At 69.9% G+C, this 20,357-nt stretch carries 14 protein-coding genes and 1 pseudogene; 8 read left to right on the plus strand and 7 right to left on the minus strand.

Going from position 1 to position 20,357, the window contains the following annotated elements:
• The first annotated feature begins 25 nt into the window (after positions 1-25).
• On the plus strand, positions 26-799 hold the full coding sequence (locus tag GOY17_RS01375) for a protein-L-isoaspartate(D-aspartate) O-methyltransferase (protein ID WP_157028976.1): 774 nt from the start codon (positions 26-28) through the stop codon (positions 797-799).
• A complete protein-coding gene (locus tag GOY17_RS01380; protein WP_157028977.1) occupies positions 796-3,297 on the plus strand; it encodes a polyamine aminopropyltransferase in 2,502 nt (833 codons plus the stop codon). Before GOY17_RS01375 ends, GOY17_RS01380 begins: the two co-directional genes overlap by 4 nt.
• A 78-nt stretch (positions 3,298-3,375) precedes the next feature.
• Here the strand turns inward: GOY17_RS01380 and GOY17_RS01385 are convergent, their stop codons facing one another.
• Complete coding sequence (locus GOY17_RS01385; protein ID WP_157028978.1) at positions 3,376-5,574, minus strand: primosomal protein N'; 2,199 nt, start codon at positions 5,572-5,574, stop codon at positions 3,376-3,378.
• A 444-nt stretch (positions 5,575-6,018) separates the two neighbouring features.
• Here GOY17_RS01385 and GOY17_RS01390 point away from each other — a divergent pair, with 444 nt between their 5' ends.
• Both GOY17_RS01390 and GOY17_RS01395 read left to right on the plus strand, forming a co-directional pair.
• Positions 6,019-7,011, plus strand: coding sequence for a sigma-70 region 4 domain-containing protein (locus GOY17_RS01390; RefSeq protein ID WP_157028979.1), 993 nt, complete (start codon positions 6,019-6,021; stop codon positions 7,009-7,011).
• Complete coding sequence (locus GOY17_RS01395; RefSeq protein ID WP_198173767.1) at positions 7,001-7,636, plus strand: DUF3106 domain-containing protein; 636 nt, start codon at positions 7,001-7,003, stop codon at positions 7,634-7,636. Before GOY17_RS01390 ends, GOY17_RS01395 begins: the two co-directional genes overlap by 11 nt.
• Positions 7,637-8,953: 1,317 nt before the next feature.
• Here the strand turns inward: GOY17_RS01395 and GOY17_RS19080 are convergent.
• Positions 8,954-9,266: pseudogene (locus GOY17_RS19080) on the minus strand (DUF3667 domain-containing protein); the annotation flags it as partial.
• A 136-nt stretch (positions 9,267-9,402) separates the two neighbouring features.
• Between GOY17_RS19080 and GOY17_RS01405 the strand changes: the two are divergent.
• Both GOY17_RS01405 and sppA read left to right on the plus strand, forming a co-directional pair.
• On the plus strand, positions 9,403-10,779 hold the full coding sequence (locus GOY17_RS01405) for an MATE family efflux transporter (protein ID WP_115842681.1): 1,377 nt from the start codon (positions 9,403-9,405) through the stop codon (positions 10,777-10,779).
• 120 nt (positions 10,780-10,899) lie between these two features.
• Positions 10,900-12,783 carry a signal peptide peptidase SppA gene (gene sppA, locus GOY17_RS01410; RefSeq protein WP_157028981.1) on the plus strand — a complete coding sequence of 628 codons (1,884 nt, stop codon included), beginning with the start codon at positions 10,900-10,902 and terminating at the stop codon, positions 12,781-12,783.
• Between the two features lie 81 nt (positions 12,784-12,864).
• On the opposite strand, the gene GOY17_RS01415 is transcribed toward sppA, so the two are convergent.
• On the minus strand, positions 12,865-13,092 hold the full coding sequence (locus GOY17_RS01415; RefSeq protein WP_157028982.1) for a hypothetical protein: 228 nt from the start codon (positions 13,090-13,092) through the stop codon (positions 12,865-12,867).
• Positions 13,093-13,186: 94 nt separating this feature from the next.
• Here GOY17_RS01415 and GOY17_RS01420 point away from each other — a divergent pair, with 94 nt between their 5' ends.
• Together GOY17_RS01420 and GOY17_RS01425 are read left to right on the plus strand one after the other, a co-directional pair.
• A complete protein-coding gene (locus GOY17_RS01420; RefSeq protein ID WP_157028983.1) occupies positions 13,187-13,963 on the plus strand; it encodes an SDR family oxidoreductase in 777 nt (258 codons plus the stop codon).
• A gap of 221 nt (positions 13,964-14,184) precedes the next feature.
• On the plus strand, positions 14,185-16,239 hold the full coding sequence (locus GOY17_RS01425; protein ID WP_198173768.1) for a protein-L-isoaspartate(D-aspartate) O-methyltransferase: 2,055 nt from the start codon (positions 14,185-14,187) through the stop codon (positions 16,237-16,239).
• On the opposite strand, the gene GOY17_RS01430 is transcribed toward GOY17_RS01425, so the two are convergent.
• From GOY17_RS01430 to tsaC, 4 genes are all read right to left on the minus strand, one after another.
• On the minus strand, positions 16,236-18,113 hold the full coding sequence (locus tag GOY17_RS01430; RefSeq protein WP_232338637.1) for a CocE/NonD family hydrolase: 1,878 nt from the start codon (positions 18,111-18,113) through the stop codon (positions 16,236-16,238). The two genes, GOY17_RS01425 and GOY17_RS01430, sit on opposite strands and share 4 nt — an antisense overlap.
• A gap of 149 nt (positions 18,114-18,262) precedes the next feature.
• Positions 18,263-18,883, minus strand: a complete 621-nt coding sequence (locus tag GOY17_RS01435; protein ID WP_157028985.1) for a DUF4124 domain-containing protein — start codon at positions 18,881-18,883, stop codon at positions 18,263-18,265.
• Positions 18,883-19,623, minus strand: coding sequence for a DUF4124 domain-containing protein (locus GOY17_RS01440; protein WP_157028986.1), 741 nt, complete (start codon positions 19,621-19,623; stop codon positions 18,883-18,885). Before GOY17_RS01440 ends, GOY17_RS01435 begins: the two co-directional genes overlap by 1 nt.
• Before the next feature lie 76 nt (positions 19,624-19,699).
• On the minus strand, positions 19,700-20,263 hold the full coding sequence (tsaC, locus tag GOY17_RS01445; protein WP_157028987.1) for an L-threonylcarbamoyladenylate synthase type 1 TsaC: 564 nt from the start codon (positions 20,261-20,263) through the stop codon (positions 19,700-19,702).
• Positions 20,264-20,357 lie beyond the last annotated feature (94 nt).

The raw sequence follows: 20,357 nt of genomic DNA on the forward strand, positions 1-20,357 counted from the left end.
CGCCGGCGGTCCTACACTCGCCGGCATGTCCGGCGCCGACGCCCGTGCAGGCTTCCTGCATCGTCGCGCGATCGTGGAGGCGATCGTGCTGTCGCCCGGCCTCACCCTGCCGCTCGGCGCCGCTGCGCGACAGACGCAGCCACGCGGCGACGTTTACGCGACACCGCGCGCCGCGCTGATCGCCGAGTTGCGCGCGCAGTCGCGCGACGACGCCGGAACCTCGAGGCAACTCGACCCCGCCGTGTTGTCGATCCTCGCGCGCGTGCCGCGCCACGAGTACGTGCCCGCTTCCGAGCGCGGCAACGCCTACGAGAACCGGCCGCTCGGCATCGGCCATGGCCAGACGATCTCGCAGCCGTACATCGTCGCGCTGATGACGACGCTGGCGGCGCCGCGTGCGGGGCAGAAGATCCTCGAAATCGGCACCGGCTCGGGCTACCAGGCCGCGGTGCTCGCCGAAGCGCAGGCGAAGGTCTACACGATCGAGATCGTCGAACCGCTCGCGAAACAGGCGGCGCTGCGCCTTCGTCGCTATTCCAACGTGCAGGCGCGGATTGGCGACGGTTACTACGGCTGGAAGGAACACGCGCCGTTCGATGCGATCGTCGTCACCGCGGCGGCGTCGTCGATCCCGCCGCCGCTGGTGGCGCAGCTGAAGCCGGGCGGGCGCATGGTGATTCCCGTCGGCAGCAGCTTCTTCACGCAGACGCTGCTGCTCGTGGAGAAAGACGCCGGCGGCCGCGTGCGTACGCGCCACGTGTTGCCGGTCCGGTTCGTGCCGCTGACGGGTGGGCCGTGAGCGTGGCCGACCCGGACGCGGTCGAACACGCGTCATCGGCGCGCGAAACATCGAGCGCGACGCACGCTGCCACGCTGCCGGTCGCGATCGCGCTCGTCTCCGCCGCCGCGCTGGCATGGCAGTTGCTGCTCATGCGGTGGCTGGCCATCGCGCACTGGCATCCCTTCGCGGTGATGATCATCAGCCTCGCGTTGCTGGGCCACGGCGCGAGTGGCACATGGCTAAGCCTATGGCTGCGCGGCGAACGACAGGCGCGTCTCGCACGCGATTTCGATGCTGCCTTCGCGACGTGCGCGCTGCTGTTCGCGATCAGTGCGGCCGCGACGCTCCTGATCGCGCGCGACATTCCGTTCAACGGGGTGGAGCTGGTGTGGAATCCGCGCCAGGTGCTGTGGCTCGCGCTGCTGTATCTCACGTTGTCGATCCCGTTCTTCTTCGCGGCGGCCTGCTTCGGCCTCGCGTTCGCGGGGCACGGCTCGCGCATTCCCGCGTTGTATGGCGCGGACCTGATCGGCGCGGCGATGGGCGCACTTGCCGCATTGGCTGCGAGTGCGTTGCCCGTGCAGCGCGGACTGCTGCTTGCGGCGATATGTGGACCGATCGCAGCGTGGCTGGTAACGCGACGCGCGCCATTCCGTGTCGCGTGCATCATCTTCGCCGTCGCACTGGCGATGCTCTGGCCGACGCAAGCCTTCGCACCGCGTGCGAACGAGTTCAAGGGCTTGAGCAAGACGTTGCTGCTCCCGGGCGCGCGCGTGATCGCGCGTGGCGCTGATCCGTACGGAAGTTTCACGCTGGTCGAAAGCACGCGAGTTCCGCTGCGATTCGCACCGGGCTTGAGCCTGTCGCACACGGACGAGCTGCCGCAGCAGCTGGCCATCTACACGGACGGCGACGCGATGTCGCCCATCGTGCGCGACGACGGACACGCGAACTGGCAATGGCTCGACGACATGACGTCGGCACTTCCATATCGCCTGCGGCTGCCCGATCGCGTGCTGGTGCTCGGTACGGGCGGCGGGCTGGACGTACTGCAGGCGCTCACGCTGGGCGCACGGCGCGTCGATGCGGTCGAACAGTCCGCGCTGCGCGCGCGATGGGCGCGAGACGATTTCGGCGCGTACTCGGGCCACCTGCTCGACGATCGACGCGTGAACAGTTTCATCGCCGATCCCCGCGCATTCGTACGCGCGACGGCCCACCGGTACGAGCTGATCGTGCTCGCCGGCGGCGAGTCCTTCGCCAGTGGCGGCGCGGGCGTGCAGTCGGCGAGCGAGCAGTACGCGCTGACCGTCGAAGCGCTGCGCGACTACCTGCGCACGCTCTCGCCGCGGGGCATGCTCGTGGTGACGCAGTGGAGCAAGCAGCCGCCGCGCGATGAACTGAAACTCTTCGCGACGGCGGTGGAGGCGTTGCGCGCCGAAGGCGTGCGCGATCCGGTGCGCAACGTCGCGGCGATCCGCAACTGGGACGCGAGCACCTGGCTGTTCGCGCGTTCCGCGTTCGATGCGCACGCCGTGGCCGCGTTGACGCGCTTCGCCGAGCGCCGCGGCTTCGATGTCGTGCATGCGCCCGGTGCACGTGCCGACGCGCAGGAACGCTTCCATCAACTCGATCCGCCGACGGTGTACGACGGCGTGCAGGCGCTGCTGTCGCCGCAGTCGCGGGAATACATTCGGGCTTATCAATTCGACATCGAGCCGGTTTGCGACGACCGGCCGTACTTCGGGCACTTCTTCCGCTGGCGCAGCCTGCCCGAACTGTGGCGGCTGCGCGCGCAGGGCGGTGCCGTGCTGCTGGATTCGGGCTATCTCGTGCTCGTGGCGACGCTGGTGCAGGCCGTCGTCCTCGCGCTTGTGCTCGTGCTGCTGCCGTTGCGCGCGCTCGGGCGCGGAGATCGCGGTTCATCGCACTCCAGGCTGCGCATCGGCGCGTACTTCGTCTCGCTCGGACTGGCGTTCCTGTTGATCGAGATCGCGATGCTGTCGCGCCTGACGCTGCTGCTGGGCCATCCGTGGATCGCGGCGAACGTGGGGCTCGCGGCGATGCTGCTGTGCGCAGGGCTGGGAAGCCTGCACGCCCAGCGGTGGGTATCGGCGTCGGACGTGGACGATGCCGCGCTCGACAGGCGCATCGCGTGGGCCGTCCGCGCGATCGTGCTCGGCCTCGCGTGGCAGTTCGTCGTGCTGGTGGCAGCGCATGCGATGACCGCATCGTGGCCGCTGGCCTGGCGCGCGTTCGTCGGATTCATCGGCATCGCGCCGCTGGCGTTCGCGATGGGCATGCCGTTTCCGCTCGGCCTTGCGCGCCTGTCACGCAGCGCGCCGGCATTCGTGCCGTGGGCGTGGGGACTCAACGGTTGCGCGTCGGTGGTGGCGGCGATCCTCGCGCTGCTGCTGGCGATCGAGGTCGGCCTGCGCGCGACGCTGGTGATCGCGCTGGCGCTGTACGTGTTCGCGGCGTGGGTGTGGCGGCCTGCGACGGGTGAACGTGGTTAACCGTTGCCCGTGCGCTACGGGCCTGGATCCCGGCCTTCGCCGGGATGACGGCTTCGAAGAAGCTCCTCCCGAATCCCGTCAGTAAAGATCCACCGGATCCACATCCAGCGACCAGCGCACCTTGCGCGCTTCGGTGGACGCATGGATGGCCGACAGCGCGGCGTCGAGCGCCGCGTGCAGGCTTCGGCGATCGGCGGCGGACAGCAACAGCTGCATGCGTTGGAAGCCGGCGCGACGCGGCATCGGCGCCGGCAGCGGGCCGTGCAGGTCGAGCGGCGCGTGCACGTCGCGCAGCGCTTCGCGTGCCATGCGCAGGAAAGCGTCGCAGGCATCGACCTGTTGCGCCTCGGCGCGGAACATCGCCATGTGCGCGAACGGCGGGAACCCCGCGATCTCGCGCTGTTCGAGTTCCGCTTCGGCAAAGGCGTGGTAGCCGCCGGCAAGCAGCGTCGCCAGCAGCGGATGGCCCGGGTGGTGCGTCTGCAGCAGCACTTCGCCCTTGCGCTGCGCGCGGCCGGCGCGGCCAGCGACCTGGATCAGCAACTGCGCGAGCTTCTCCGGCGCGCGGAAATCGGCCGAAAACAGGCCTTCGTCGACGCCAACCACGGCCACCAGCGTCAGGTTCGGAAGATCGTGCCCCTTCGCCAGCATCTGCGTGCCGACCAGGATGCCGCGCTGCGTGCCGAACTTCGCCAGCGCGTGCTCCAGCGCATCGCGGCGCTGCGTCGTGCCGCGGTCGATACGCATCACTGGCACGTCGGGAAAGCGCGCGGCGAGCACTTCCTCGATGCGCTCGGTGCCAGCGCCCTGCGGTTGCAGCGCGAGGCCGCCGCAGTCGGGGCAGGCGTTCGGGGCGGGGCGTCGCGCGCCGCAGTGATGGCATTGCAGGCGACGGCCGCCGGCATGCACGGTCATCGGCGCGTCGCAGCGCTGGCATTGCGCGCTCCAGCCGCAGTCGTGGCACAGCAGCACCGGCGCGTAGCCACGCCGATTCTTGAAGACCAGCACCTGGCCGTCGGCGTCGAGCGCGTGGCCGATGGTGTCGAGCATCTCCGGCGACAACCCGGCCTCGAGCGGGCGCTTGCGCACGTCGCACACGCGCACCGACGGCGGCTGCGCGTTGCCGGCGCGCTGTTGCAGGCGCAGGTGTTCGTAGCGGCCGGCCTGCGCGTTGCGCAGCGATTCGAGCGATGGCGTGGCGCTGCCCAGCAGCACCGGCACGCCGAGCGCCTTGCCGCGCACCAGCGCGAAATCGCGCGCGTGATAGCGGATGCCATCGAGTTGCTTGAAGCTGCCGTCGTGTTCCTCGTCGATGACGATGAGCCCGGCCTCGGGCAGCGGCAGGAACACCGCCGAGCGCGTGCCGACCACGACCCGCGCCTCGCCGCGCGCGAAGGCCGTCCAGGTCCGGGCGCGTTCGTTGTCGCTCAAACCCGAATGCAGCGCGTGGACCGGCACGCCCAGACGCGCCCGGAAGCGCGCCAGCGTCTGCGGCGTCAGGCCGATCTCCGGCACCAGCACCAGCGCCTGCCTGCCGCGCGCGAGGCAGTCGGCGATGGCGTGCAGGTAGACCTCGGTCTTGCCGCTGCCGGTGACGCCGTCGAGCAGCAGCGCGGCGAAGCCGTCACGGGCGGCGAGGATCGCGTCGACAGCGGCCTGCTGTTCGGCGTGGAGCGCCGGCCCGGGGCGCGGGTCGATGGCGTGGGCGACGGCCGGGATGGCGACGCGTTCGACCAGCTCGCGCTTGGCGAGCGCCCGGGCGGCGGCGCGCCAGTCATCGAGCTCGAGATCCAGGCGGTCTTCGTCCAGTGGCCCCGCGTGGAGCAGGTCCGCCAGCCGGCGCGGCTTGCCGGCGCGCAGGCGTTCGCGACCGGTCTGCCCGGCTTCGGTCAGCCGCCAGGCCCAGGCGTGGGTATCCGGCAGCGGCTCGCCACGGCGCAGCGAGGCCGGTAGTGCCGTCGCCAGCACCTCGCCGAGCGGCGCGTGGGTGTAGCGGGCGAGCCAGTGGAGGGATTCGAGCAGCTCGCCCTCCAGGACCGGCTCCGGGTCGAGGCGGGCGAGGGCGGGTTTCGCTTCGGGCGCGTCGGGGTCGGCGGACCCGGTTTCGACGACGATCCCGATGAGTTCACGGCTGCCGAACGGCACCCGCACCCGCAGGCCAACGTCGCCCGTCTCGACCGCCTCGCCGACCGGCGGCCGGTAGTCGAACAGGCGCGGCAGCGGCACGGGGAGGGCCACTCGCCAGACGGCGGGCGGGGTCGGAGGGGCGTCGGGCATCGGCGAAGTCTACCGGGCGTCCGGTGGCACGAAAGCGGCCGGTGAGCTTGCCGCGCATTGCTGCCCCATCTGTGACAAAAATCACGCAAGTGCCCGACCGCATTGGGAAAACGCCCTTATCCACACGAGCTGTGGATAAATCTGTGCATGGCGTGTTGCGAGCAGGGTCCCATCGCAGGAAATAAGGCCTCCCAGCTAGGTTGGTGAAAAAAGTGCCAAAGCCTATATTCCCTTTAAGATCATGCACTTGTGCGTGAAACACAGTTGTCACCCGGCTGAAGGGCGCGTTCAGGAAGCCCTGCATGACGGCGGCGTTACTGCTGTGCACAACCGGTTTTCCGGTGCAGGCCGCGTCCCGCTTGGCGGAGCACGTGACTCAGCGTTGTCAAGGGCTTTTTCACGGATCTGCCTCGCTATCATGCGGCGCATGGTGATGCAGTTCCGATGAGCGTTCCGACCGCTTCTTCACGCCCTTCCGGGCCCCCCGCGCTGTCCGCCTTCCTGCGCGGTGTCGAACGTCGGGGGGCGGTCCTGGCCGAACTCCAGGCGGGCGATGCCGCCGCCGGCGACGCCGCCCTGACCGAGGCGATGCGGCAGTTCCGTCCCGAGGCCGGGAGCCTGCCGATGGCCGACTGGCCGGGGCGCTTCTGGGCGCTCCTCCTGGCGCAGCCGCGCCTCGGGCAGCGCACCGCGGTGGCGGTTCCCATCGAGGCCACCGATCGCCTTGGCGAGCTCGGCAGTGGGCCTCGTGCCGCGCTGCTGCTGCGGGTCGCCGCCGGCCTGTCCGAGGAGGAGGCGGCCGGCGTGCTCGGCGTGAGCCTGGCCGGCTACCGGCTCGCCCTGCAGCGCGCCCTGCCGCACCACGCCGACGGCCGCGCCGACCCGCTCGCCTGGCAGCAGCTGCGCGAGCAGATCCACCGCCGCATCAAGACCCTGCCGCCCGACCGCCTCGTCCGCCTGAGCTCGGCCCGCGAGGCCGTGCTGCGCGGCGACGGGGCCGCGGTCTCCGCCGAAGCCGACGGAGCCACGACGGCGCGCCCGCGCTGGCTGATGCCGTTGCTGTGGGGCCTGCTCGCGCTGTGTGTACTCGCGATGGCCGCGACCTTCCTCCCGTTCGGGCGCGGGAACGTCGATGGCGTTGGAAGCAACCGTCGGGTCGACGTCGAACCGCTGCCCGAGGCCGATTCGCCCGCCTCGACCTACGGCGACGAGGCCGCGATGGTCACGCACCGCGACTTCGCGCTGCTGGCCGACCCCCACGGCGAGGCCGCGGCGCAGGACATGGAATTCAACAGCTGGCTGGCCGCGCAGCAGGCCGCCGGCGTGACCGCGCCGACTCCGCCGCCGGATATCCCGGTGCAGGAGAACGTCGCGCCGTCGCCGGTGGCGCACGGCATCGCGGCCGAAACGCAGGCGGAGACCGAAGATGCGCCGTAACGCGAGCCGCTCGCGCTGGATGCTCGTGTCGCTGGCGATGATCGCCGCCGTCGCGGGCTCGACGCCGCCGGAACTGGCGGACCTGCTCGAACGCCTGCCGCCCGCCACGAAGGCAACGTTGCGCGCCAACGCGAAGCGCTGGGACGCGTGGTCGCCCGCGGAGCAGAAGCTGTTCCGCGAGCGCGCCGCGCAGTGGGATGCCCTGCCGCGCGCCGAACGCGACGAGCGCCGCGAGCGCTGGCTCGCCTGGCAGGCGCTGTCGCCGGGCGAACGCGCGCAGGCGCAGTCGGCCGCCGTGCAGTACGCGTCGATGCCGCCGGACCTGCAAGGCGCATGGCGCGCGCAGTTCGACGCGATGGATCGCAGCGAGCGTCGCGGGTGGCTGCTCGGCCCGTCGCTCGGCGCCGACTACGCGATCCTCCAGCCGTTGCTGGCGCAGGTGCCGGAGGCCGAACACGCCGCGATGCTGCGCACGCTGCGTTCGATGACGCCGCAGCAGCGGCGCGACCTGGGCGTGCTCGCGCAGCGCACGCCGCCGGATGCGCGTGCGGCGCTGCGCCGCGAACTGGTGTCGGTCAGCGCGCAGGAGCGCGGCGACTGGTTGTGGCGGCGGCTGCAGCACTAAGCCGCTAAAGGGCAGGGTCGAGGCCTGTGCATCACGGCCGGGGCCGTTCGTCGCCTTCCCTTCGTTACCCCTCACCCCAACCCCTCTCCGGGTGGGCGAGGGGCTGACTGCGTCACATCCGCACGATGCTCGCGATCGTGATGAACACCACCGCGAAGCCGAGCAGCACGAAGTAGAGATTGCCGATCACGAAGTAGCGCAGCGACGTCAGCAGCCAGCCATTGCCGTAGACGCGCTTCTGCATGATCCACAGGTAGATCGGCATCCACATCCAGATCAGGAATTCCAGCGTGCCGGTGATCCAGCCGAAACCGGCCCACTTCGGCGTGATCGCGTTGTCCAACGCCATCAGCAGGAAGAACGTCAGGATCGCCAGGCACAGGTAGGCGTGGCTGTAGAGCGCGACGACCAGGTGCTCCAGGTACAGCCGCTTCGATCCGACGTACGCCAGCTTGAGCAGCAGCGCGAACACCGGCACCAGCAGGAACAGCGCCGACGGCACCGCGCCGAGCATCGCCTTCACGAACAGGCCGGGATCGTGCTGCAGGCGCGCCACGTTGTCCTTGCCGTGCGCGATCTGCCGGTTGATCCACTTGTTGACGAAGTCCGGCACCCACGAGACCACCAGCGGGTTGAGTTCCTCGTCCCACGGTTCGGCGCTGCCGAACAACGTCAGGCGACCGTCGCAATTGGTTTCGCCGTAGATGCGCGCGTCGGCGGCGGCCTTTCGCGTGCGCATGCCTTCGCTGCCGCGCGCGGCGGCGATCTGCAGCTGCGCGGCGCGGCAGCCGGCCGCTTCGTTGGTCTCGCGGATTTCGACCTGCAAGCGGCGGCGCTCGGCCGTCTGCGTCGGCTTGAGCGCCGCGAGCTCCGCCTGCTGCTTGCGCACCTGCTCGTCGCGCAGCGTTTCGACGTCCGCCAGCGTCTTCGCCTTGTCCATCTCGGGCGTCGACTTCGTCTCGCTGCGCTCGGCCTCGATCTCTTTCCGCGCCGCGGCCTTTTCCTTCTCGACCTCATTCGCGGTGAGGTCCTGCGTCTTCACCAGTTGCTGGATGCGCTTGTCGGCGGCCGTGTTGACGTCGACCATCGCGACCTCGAACGGCTTGCGCACGTGCGGCAGCATCGTGGACACCGCATCGCGACCTTCAGCAAGTTCGGCCAATTGCGTGGCGCGGATGCGTTCGACCTGTTCGATCGTCGTTGCCGTGGCAAAGCGCTTGTTCTCGCGATTGACGTTCTGCGTGCGGCCGGGATTGCCCACGCCCTCGTCGAGCAGTTCGACCGTCGTGTCCTGCGATTCGACGTGGATCACCAGCTGCGCGACGAAGAAGGTCAGCACGCTCAGCACCACGAACAACCGCAGCGGCGCGACGTACTTCGCGCGCTGGCCGGACAGGTAGTTGATGGCGACGCGGCCTGGCGAGACGAGGTCGCGCAACGTGCGGAAGATGCGGCCGTCCAGGTGCCAGAACGCCTCGAACACTTCCTCCATCGCGTGCGCGGCGTGGCGGATCGGGTTCACCACCGACTGGCCGCAGTCGTGGCAGTAGTGCCCCTGCAGCGCGGCGCCGCAGTTCTCGCAATGGGTCGGATGGACGTCGTGCGACGCGTGGCCGGTGCTGGAACTCATGTGTCAACGCTCTCCCCGGCGCACGACGACAGTCGGTTCATTTCAAGGGGTTAAGATAACGGGCCGCCGCGACCCGGCGCCAGCGCCCGACATTGGATGCGGTCGCGCGGCCGCAGTCGTACGTCTGGTTTCCACGATGTCCCTTTCCTCCGTCTCGCCCGGCCGCAACGGCCTGTCCGGCGAAATCCGCACCACCGCCATCCTCGCCGCGCCGCTGGTGGGCGGGCATGTGTCCACGGGCCTGATCGGCTTCGTCGACAACGTGCTCGCCGGGCACCACGGCACGACCACGCTCGCGTCAGTGACCATCGGCACCGCGCTGTGGTGGCTGCCGATGATGGTGCCGATCGGCACGCTGCTGTCGGTGCCGCCGTCGGTGTCGCAGCTGGATGGTGCCGGTCGCCGTGAGGACATCGGCGGCCTGTTCCGCCAGGCGTTGTGGCTCGCGCTGGGCCTGGGGCTGGTGCTGTTCGCCTTCCTCACGCTGATCCCGCACGCGCTCGGGCCGATGGGCATCGCGCCGGAGATCATCCCGGGCGCGACCGACTTCCTGCACGGCATCCGCTGGGGCGTGATCGCGCTGACGCTGTTCTTCTGCATGCGCTACCTCAGCGAGGGACTGCACTGGACCTTGCCGACGCTGGTACTGAGCGCGGGCGGCCTGCTGATCCTGTTGCCCATCGGTTACACGCTGACGTTCGGAAAGTTCGGCTTCCCGGAAATGGGCGCCGGCGGGCTCGGTATCGCGTCGGCGATCATGCTGTGGGCGCAGGCGATCGGCTTCTTCATCGTGCTCAAGCGGTCGCGTCGCTTTGCCGACCTGAAGCTGTTCGAGCGCTTCGACGCGCCGCACTGGCCGACCATCCGGGGTTTGCTCGCCACCGGCTTGCCGATCGGCGTGACGGTGCTGATGGAAGGCGGGTTGTTCATCGCCACCGCGCTGCTGATGGGTCGCCTGGGACAGGTGCCGGCGGCGGCGCACCAGATCGCCATCAACCTCTCGGCGCTGTGCTTCATGGTGCCGATGGGCCTGGCCGAGGCGACGACCGTGCGCGTCGGGCATGCCTTGGGTCGTGCGGACTTCCACGGTGTGCGCCGTGCGGCGAAGGCCGGCTACGCGATCGTGATCGGCACGCAGCTGTTCTCCGGCATCGTGCTGCTGACCTGCAACGACCTGCTGGTCGGCTTCTACACGCGCGATGCGGCGGTCGCGACGCTGGCCGCCTCGTTGCTGCTGTACGCCGCGGCGTTCCAGTTCCCCGACGGCGTGCAGGTGCTCTCCGCCGGCGCGCTGCGCGGGCTGAAGGACACGCGCGTGCCGATGCTGCTGGCGGCCGTCGCCTACTGGGGCATCGGCATGCCGCTGGGCGCCGGGCTCGGACTGGGCCTGGGCTGGGGCCCGCGCGGGATGTGGATCGGCCTGATCGCCGGCCTGACCTTCGCCTCGGTGCTGCTGTGCGTGCGGTTCGTCCGGTCGAGCCATCCGGACCGCCTGATGATGCGGGGACCGTAGGTCGCGAGCCGCCCTTCCCGGCCCCGCGGATCACGAACCCCCCATACGGTCCGTGTTACGAATGGCGGGTGATTCCACGCCCGCCCGCGTTTAGGCTGGCCGCGTGATCCAGGAGAACGTATGAACGACATGCCGCGTCGCGGCCCCATCGCCCGCTTCTTCGTGGGCGTGTGGGATGCGATGAACTTCACCCGCCGTCTGATCCTCAACCTGCTGTTCCTGCTGCTGCTGTTCGTGTTCCTCGCCATCCTCATGGCCGGCCCCCGCAACAAGCCGCTGCTGGATCGCACGACGCTGGTGATCGCGCCCGAAGGCAACCTGGTCGAGCAGTTCAGCAGCGATCCGCTGACCCGCGCGCTGGAACGCGCCCTGGGCGAGAAGGGCGGCGAAGTGCAGCTGCGCGACCTGGTGCGCGCGCTGGATGCCGCCGCCAAGGACAAGCGCGTCGAACGCGTGGTGCTCAACCTCGACAAGCTGCAGGCCGCCGGAATGGCGTCGCTGCGCGAGACCGCCGGCGCGATCGCGCGCGTGAAGGCCAGCGGCAAGCAGGTCGTCGCGTTCTCCGAAATGATGGACCAGAAGCAGTACCTGCTCGCCTCGCAGGCGAGCGAGGTCTATCTCGACCCGATGGGCGGGATGCTGCTGGAAGGCCTCGGCCGCTATCGCACGTATTACCGCGAAGGCCTGCAGGACAAGCTAGGCGTCGACGTGCACCTGTTCAAGGTCGGCGAGTACAAGTCGGCCGCCGAACCGTACGTGCTCGATGCCGCTTCGCCGGAGGCGAAGGAAGCCGACCTGTACTGGATGAACGACGTGTGGCAGCGCTACCTCGCCGACGTGGCGAAGGCGCGCAAGCTCGACGCGGCGAAGCTGTCGCAGCAGATCGACCAGATGCCCGAAGGCATCGAGGCCGCCAATGGCGACCTGGCGAAGTTCGCCGTCGAGACGAAGCTGGTGGACGGCCTGAAGACGCACGAGGAAGTCGACGACCTGCTGCGGCAGCGCGGCGTCGCCGACGACGACGCGCCGGGCGGCTATCGCCAGGCGTCGTTCGATGAGTACCTCACGCAGATCGACAGCGGCCTCAGCGCGGTCGATCCGCGCCCGCAGGTCGCCGTGGTCGTGGCCGAAGGCGAGATCCGCGGCGGCGAGCAGCCGCCGGGCACCGTCGGCGGCGTGTCCACCGCCGAGCTGCTGCGCGAAGCGCGCGACGACGACAACGTGAAGGCGGTCGTGCTGCGCGTGGATTCGCCGGGCGGCGAAGTGTTCGCCTCCGAGCAGATCCGCCGCGAGATCGTCGGCCTGAAGAAGGCCGGCAAGCCGGTGGCGGTGTCGATGGGCGATCTCGCCGCATCGGGCGGTTACTGGATCTCGATGGACGCCGACCGCATCTACGCCGACGCCTCGACGATCACCGGTTCCATCGGCATCTTCGGTCTGATCCCGACGATCCCACGCGCGCTGGAGAAGATCGGCGTGCGCAGCGACGGCGTCGGCACGACGCGTTTCGCCGGCGCGTTCGACATCACGCGACCGCTGCAGCCGGAAGTCGGGCAGGTGATCCAGTCGGTGATCGAGAAGGGCTACCGCGATTTCACCGGCCGCGTCGCCACGGCGCGCAAGAAGCCGGTCGAGCAGGTCGACGCCATCGCACGCGGCCGCGTGTGGACCGGCGCGCAGGCGAAGGAGCGCGGCCTGGTCGACGAACTCGGCGGCCTGCACCAGGCGATCGAGTTCGCGGCCAAGCGCGCCGAGCTCGGCCAGCAGGGCGACTACCAGGTGCGTTACATCGAGAAGGCGGCGACGCCGTTCGAGCGTTTCTTCACCGGTTTCATCGCCAGCCGCGCCGGCGGTGCGCTGATGCGCGATTCGGATCTGGCGCGCAGCCTGATCGCCAAGGCTTCGCCGCAGACGGCGAAGGACCTGCGCTTCCTGGAAAGCTCGATCACGCCCACGCGCGGCGTGCCGGTGAAGGCGCTGGCGTACTGCTTCTGCGGGTTCTGACCGGCGAAGCTCGCGCAGAGGCGCAGTGACGAAAAGGCCCGCCAATGGCGGGCCTTCTTGTTTCCACGTGGTCGATCGTGATCAACCGCCCGCGGCCTGCTCCTGCGCCTCGATCGCAGCGCGTTGCGCCTCGGCGGCGTCCTGCACCTGCTTCTCGACGTCCTTCGCCTTGTCGATCGGCGCCTTGATCGCATCGCGCAACTGCGTCGCCTGCGGTTCCACGGGCCGCTCCTTCTCCGGCGGCTGCGGTTTGGAGCAACCCGCGAACAACGCCATCACCGTCATTGCCAACAGCAGCTTCCGCAACATCCGTGCATCCTCGTGGCCGGGTCTGCGGGCTATGCTACGCCGGCCGCCGCGCGCGGCAAGCGACCGGCATGTGCCCCCAATCACGGAGACGGCGATGGATCCCAAGCGTTGGCGCCTCGACGGCCAGCTGGCCCTGGTCACCGGCGGCAGCGCCGGCATCGGCCGCGCGGTCGCACGCGAGCTGCTGGGTTTCGGCGCCGACGTCCTGCTCGCCGCGCGCGATGTCGCCGGGCTCGACGCGGTGCGCGCCGAGCTCATGGAAGATTTCCCCGAACGCGACGTACAGGCCTTCGTCGCCGACGTCGCCGACGACGAACAGCGCCGCGAACTGCTCGACTGGGTCGAGGATTTCGGCGAAGGCCTGCACATCCTGGTGAACAACGCCGGCGGCAACCTCACCAAGGCCGCCACCGACTACACCGAGGACGAGTGGCGGCAGGTGTTCGAAGTGAACGTGTTTTCCGCGTTCGAACTGTCGCGTTACGCGCATCCGCTGCTGACGAAGCATGCGTCGTCGAGCATCGTGAACGTCGGCAGCGTGTCGGGCACCACGCACGTGCGCACCGGCGCGCCGTACGGCATGAGCAAGGCGGCGATGCACCAGATGACGCGCAACCTCGCCGTCGAATGGGCCGAAGACGGGGTGCGCGTAAACGCCGTGGCGCCGTGGTACATCCGCACGCGCCGCACGTCGGACAAGCTCGCCGATCCTGATTACCTGGACGAAGTCCTGCTGCGCACGCCGCTCGGGCGCATCGGGGAACCGGAAGAAGTCGCCGCGGCGATCGCGTTCCTGTGCCTGCCGGCCGCGGGCTACATCACCGGCGAATGCATCGCGGTGGACGGCGGCTTCCTGCGTTACGGCTTCTGAATGCGCGCGACATCGCGCCTGCGGAAAAACACACGCATTAAAAAACCGCCAGGCGGTGCTGAATCGCCTGGCGGTCGTGACAAGCGGAACGCTTGTCGGTTGCCTGTCGAGGATCATGAACTTTCGTTCGTGGGACCTCCTTTCCAGGCACGTGTAGCCTACCGCGCGCGACGGAACGAACAGGTGAAGGGTTCGCGCCGCGCGCGTGACCGGCGCATAACATGCGCGTGGGCATCAATGGGCCAGCCCACACGCGACAGGACGAGATGGCCGCATTCGATGCCGCGCGCATGCGCATGGTGCGCAGCCACCTGGCAGCGCGTGGATTGCGCGATGCACGCGTGCTCGCCGCGATGGCGGAGGTGCCGCGCGAACGCTTCGTCGAGGCCGGCATGGAGGAGTTCGCCTACGAGGACAGCCCGCTGCCCATCGGCGAGGGCCAGACGATCTCGCAGCCGTACATCGTCGCGTTGATGCTGGAAGCCGCGCACATCGAACCCGGCGATCGCGTGCTCGAAGTCGGCACCGGATCGGGGTATGCCGCGGCCGTGATGTCGCGCCTCGCGCGCGAAGTGCACACCGTCGAACGCCATGCCTCGCTCGCCGACGAAGCGCGTGCGCGATTCGCCCAGCTGGGCTACGACAACATCGAGGTCCACACTGGCGACGGCAGTCGCGGCTGGCCCGACGCCGCGCCATTCGACGCCATCGTCGTCGCCGCGGGCGCGCCCTCGCCGCCGCAGGCGTTACAGGCGCAGCTCGCCATCGGCGGACGACTCGTCATTCCCGTCGGCGACGATGGCGACGTGCAGGAACTGACGAAGATCGTACGCACCGGCGAGGACACGTTCGAACGCGAAGACCTCGGCGCGGTGATGTTCGTGCCGCTGGTGGGCGAGCAGGGCTGGACCGAGGATGGCCGCCGCTCGGCGAGCCGTCGCGCGGCGAGCCGTCGCATAGCCCCAACGCGCGCGGACGATGCCGCATCGCTCGTGGCCGAACACGCCATCCCGCTGCCCGGTATCGACGAGGAAGCCTTCGCCGACGCGTTCGAACGGTTCGCCGACGCGCGCGTCGTGCTGCTCGGCGAATGCAGCCATGGCACCTCGGAGTTCTACGCCGCGCGGGCGGCGATCACGCAGCGGCTGATCGAGCGGCATGGCTTCACGCTGGTCGCGGTGGAAGCCGACTGGCCCGACGCATCGGTCGTCAACCGCCACGTACGGCACCTGCCGCCGCGGCCGCATGGTGCGGTGTTCGCACGCTTTCCGACGTGGATGTGGCGCAACCGCGAAGTCGCCGCGCTCGCCGGCTGGATGCGCCGCTACAACCGGGGACGCGACTACATCGAGCAGGTCGGCTTCTACGGCCTCGACATCTACAGCCTCGACGCATCGATCGAGGCGGTGCTCGACTATCTCGATCGCACCGATCCGGACGCAGCCGCCGTCGCGCGCGAACGTTACGGTTGCCTCACGCCCTGGCAGAGTTCGCCCGAGGTCTACGGTCGCGCAGCGCTGCGCGCCGGACACGCGATGTGCGAGGAAGCGGTGGTGCGGCAGTGTCGCGACCTGCTCGACGAGCGGCTGGGCGATATCGACGAACTGGAGCTTGACCATCTCGACGCCGCGCAGAACGCGCGCCTGGTCGCGTCGGCCGAACGCTATTACCGCGTGATGTACTACGGCGGCGCGGAAAGCTGGAACCTACGCGACGAGCACATGGCCGACACGCTCGACCTGCTGCTGCGCGCCCACGGCCCGCGTTCGCGCGCGGTGGTGTGGGCGCACAACTCGCACATCGGCGACGCGCGCCACACCGACATGGGCCAGTCGCGCGGGGAGCACAACATCGGCCAGCTCGTTCGCCAGCGGCATTCCGGCGAAGCGGCGCTGATCGGCTTCGGTACGCACGCCGGCACCGTCGCCGCCGCGCAGGACTGGGGCGACGAGATGGAAGTGATGGACGTACGTCCGTCGCGCGCTGGCAGCGTGGAGCGGCTGAGCCACGACAGCGGCATCGAACGCTTCCTCCTGGACCTGCGCGAAGGCCATGGCGAAGCGCTGCGGCACGCGTTGTCCGAACCGCGCCTGCAGCGCTTCATCGGCGTGATCTACCGCCCCGACACCGAGCTGCAGAGCCATTACGCACGCGCATCGCTCGCGCGGCAGTACGACGGTTACGTCTGGTTCGACAAGACGCAGGCGGTGCATGCGATCGCCGCGCCGGAACGCGACGACACGCAGGTGCCGGAGACGTATCCGTTCGGCGTCTAGCGCGGGCCCGGGAACGTCCTTTCGTCCGGCACCGGCAGATCCAGCACGGGAATCTCGACGAAGCTCACCGCATCGCCGCCGTGGAAGACGCGGTTCAGCGCTTTCGACGGGACGCTTTCGTCGTAGTTGCGACCTCCCGTGCCGAGATTGCGCTCCAGTCGCGGAAAGCTGGAACTGCTGATGTCCAGCCGGATGCGATGGCCACGGGGAACGAGGTAGGCGATCGACCGCATCGGCACGTCCAGCACGTAACGCTGGCCGGGCGTCATCAGGCTCGGCCGTTCGACGCCGTCGCGATAACGCGCCCGCAACGCGCCTTCCTGGATGTTCGTCGCGCGACCATCGGGCCACACGTGCACCAGGCGCGCGACGAAGTCGGTATCGGGCGCGGTCGACGACACGACCAGCTGCGCGCTCAGCTTGCCGACGATGCGCAGCGGCTGCTGCAGCGGCGCGGAGGTGTAGACGAGCACGTCCTTGCGCGTCTCGACGTCGCGCTGGTCGACCGGGCCGGAGCGCTGGTTCGGATCGCCCGTGCAGCACAGCGGGCCGCCGCGCGAGGGAACCGGATCCGTCGGATCGTGGATGAAGTCGTCGGAGCGGATCTCGCGCGCGGCTTCCAGCGCGAGCACGCCGTCGCCGTCGCGACTGTTCGCGTGGCCGTTGCTCGACAGGTACCACGACTGCGGCCGTGCTTCGGCCGGCGGCCATTGCGTCGCGTCCAGCCAGCGCTGTTCGTTGAGCACGAAATACCGGTACGGCGGCAGCGTCTTCAGGCCGTCGCCGCGCCCGCGCAGCCAGTGGTCGAACCATGCGAGGTAGTAGTCGCGATACGGCTGCGCCGCGTTGCGCACCGGCAGTTCGCCGAACTTTCCCATGCCGACGACGAGTTCCTGTTCGCAATGGTTGCCCGGCGCGATCAGCACGTGCTGCGCACGCGCCGCGTCTGGCGAATGCCGGCGCACGGATTCGGTCAGCGCGAGCGTGCCGGCGAGGCTGGGATCGCCCCAGGTATCGACCACGAGTGCCGGGGTGGTCGGCCGGTCGTCGGAGAACACGTAATCCAGCGCGCGCCAGCGTGCGTCGCCGAGTGGCGTCTGCAGGAAGTCCTGGAAGCCGTTCGCCCCGGGCCGCACGCGCTTGACGACGTCGATCGCCGGCAGTGTCGGCAGCGCCGATGCCATGTCGAGGTCGTTCGGCCACGTGCGGTGGTCGGCCTTCATACCGTGCTTGGCGAACCAGCCCGCCGCACCCGCCAGCTGGAAGACGCCGCCTTCGAATGCGCCGAAGTAGCCGGCCTGGCCATCCACGTCGCCGGCCGCGCCGCCGGCGGCAATCGGGATCATCGCCGCGTGCGCGGGATGGTTCGCTCGCGCGAGCGCGTATTGCAGTTCGCCCAGCGCCGAGCAGCCGATCGTGCCTACCTTTCCGTTCGACCACGGCTGGCGGACGATCCAGTCGAGCGTGGCGACGCCGTCGGCGGTGGCGTGCCGCCACGGCAGGAAGTCGTCGCCTTCGGATTCGAACTTGCCGCGTACGTCCTGCAACAACACCGCGTAGCCGTTGCGCGCGAAGAACAGGCCCTCGCCGATGGCCTCGCCGTAACGGCGGCGGTCGTAGGGGAGGCGGACGTAGACCGTGGGCAGCGAACCGTCGACGTTGCGCGGGCGATACAGCGTGCCGGCCAGGTGCGTGCCGTCGGGCATCGCGATGCGGACGTCGTCGTCGATCTTCACGCCGAAGACGAGCGCGCGCACCGGCTGCTGCCAGTGCGCGGGGATGCGTTCTCGCAGGACGAACAGTGCGGCCGCGGCAAGCAGCAGCGCGGCCACGATCAGGGCCGACACCGTCCACCAGCCGAGCGCGGGGCGCACTGCGGACAAGTCCATCTCCAAGAGTCTTCCCTTGCGCTCGTGGCGGCCTCGGGACGGCCGTCCGGACGTGCGGCGGGGCCGCCGCTTCGCCCTGAGTTCAAACGCGTGCGGGGCGCGCCGGCGGCCAGCGCTGCGGCGTCACGACGCCGTCAGGGCATGCAGGTGCTGTCGGCGAGGACGCGTCGGATGCGTTCGGCTTCTTCCGGCGGGACGGCGTCGCCGCCGCCGAACGTCGCGCGCGCATCGAGCTCGCGCACGCGCTGCCTCCACGCGTCGCACAGCGCGGTCTCGGCGACGGGCTGGCACTGGTCGTCCATCATCTGGCACGCGGCGCCGCCGGCCATCGCGTTGGAACCGTCGAGCCCGGTCACCTGCATCGGCGCGCAACGCGGTGGCGGTTGCGGGTTCTCGCCGAGGTAACGCGTGTTGTCCCAGGTGCGGCATTCGAACAGCGCCGGCGGCGGTTGCTTCGGCGTGGCGACGGCTTGCGGCGGTGGCGCGGGTGCGGGCGCGGGCGCGACGACGGGCGCGGGTTGCGGTGTCGGGGGTGGCGGCACCACCGGTGGCGCGATCGATGGAGGCGCGAGGGTGGACGCCGGCGTCTCCATTACTTTCTTCTGCTGCTTGCTGCCTTTGGGGCAGGGCGTGCCGTTCTGGAGCGTGACCGCGCCAGACGCATCCGTGCAGCGATAGATGACGAGCTGCGCGTGCGCGGCGGGTATCGCCAGGACGAACGACAACGCGAGCGCGCCGATGTGCAGTCGCCGCATCAACCGCCCCCGCAGTCGCTGGCCAGGCGCGCATCAATGCCGCGCTGTCGGCGATCGATGTCGCCGCGTTCGCTCTGCAGCGCGCTGTTGTAGCGACGGCCGAGTTCCCAGCGTTCGTCGCGAAGGCGCGCGCAGACTTCTTCCTGCGGCAGCGCATGGCATTCGTCGTACACCCACGTGCCGGCGCCGTAGGAATCGACCGCGTAACCCGGCGGCGGCACGTCGTGCGGCGGACGCGGCGGCGGGCGATCGCCGATGCTCACCGAATAGCGGCCGTCGCCACCGTTGAACTGGCCTTGCACGTTCGCCTGCACGCTACCCGGATAGAACTCGCGGCGCGGCGGCAGCAGGCCCGCATAGCCGGGATAGCCCAGCGTCCACAGCGGCACCCAGCGCGGATTGCCGGCGCTGGTGTCGCTCAGATAACGGTTGCCGTCGGGCGTGACGCATTCGTACATCGGCCGCGCGGGCGCGCTGACGAGATAGCGCGTCGCGGGTTCCGCCGCGGCCGGCGTCGCCTTCGGTGCGGAAGCGGCGCGGCGCCCGGCGGGCGGCGCGTCCTTCGGGCGCTGCATTTCCTTGGTCTGCTGCGTCTCGCCCTTTTTGCAGGGCGTGTCGCGCAAGGCGAGCTGGCCGTTCGCATCGGTGCAGCGGTAGATCGTGATCTCCGCCGCGGACGCAGCCGCCGTCGCGAGCAGCAGCGGGAAGGACAGGGTCACGATGCGGAGGGCCGGGCGCATGGGCGCATCTTGCGTCGGCCGGGGTGACGAAGGAAGCGCGATGCGCGGAGGCGGCGGGTCCGGCGCTGCCGTGCGTTCAGGCGCGGATCTGGGCGCCGGTGCGAGCGTCGCGGATGGCGGTCGGCGAGGCGAGGCCGCCTGTTTCGCCGGTCGTGACACCGTCCAGCAGCGCGAGCACGCGTGGATCCAGCGCCTCGCGCGTGAACGCCGGCGGCTCGCCGGCCAGGTTCGCGCTCGTCGACACCAGCGGCCCGCGGAACGCTTCGCAGAGCGCGATCACGTCCGGATGCGCGCTCACGCGCACGGCCACGCCGTCGTGCGAGCCGGTGATCCAGCGCGGCACGCGCGGCAGGGTGGGGACGATCCAGGTGTTCGGGCCCGGCCAGCTGGCGAGCACCGTTTCGCGCTGCGGCGCGGTAAGGGCGTCCCAGTTGAGCAGCCCGTCGAACTGCGAACGCGCGCTGGCGATGAGGATGACGCCCTTGTCGACCGGCCGCTGCTTGATGGCGAGCAGCCGCGTCACCGCCGCTTCGTCGAACGGGTCGCAGCCCAGCCCCCAGACGGCTTCGGTCGGATATGCGACGACGCCGCCCCGGCGTAGCGCGGCGGCGGCCTCCGTGAAGGTCAGCGGCGTGGACATGGCGCGAGGATAACGCGTGCGTCGAGGCGTGCCAGGGACAGCCTCGGCCGCACCGACGCTGCCAGCCTGGATCCCGGCTTTCGCCGGGATGACA

It is taken from the genome of Lysobacter soli (assembly GCF_009755585.1).
Lineage (GTDB): Bacteria > Pseudomonadota > Gammaproteobacteria > Xanthomonadales > Xanthomonadaceae > Lysobacter_J > Lysobacter_J soli.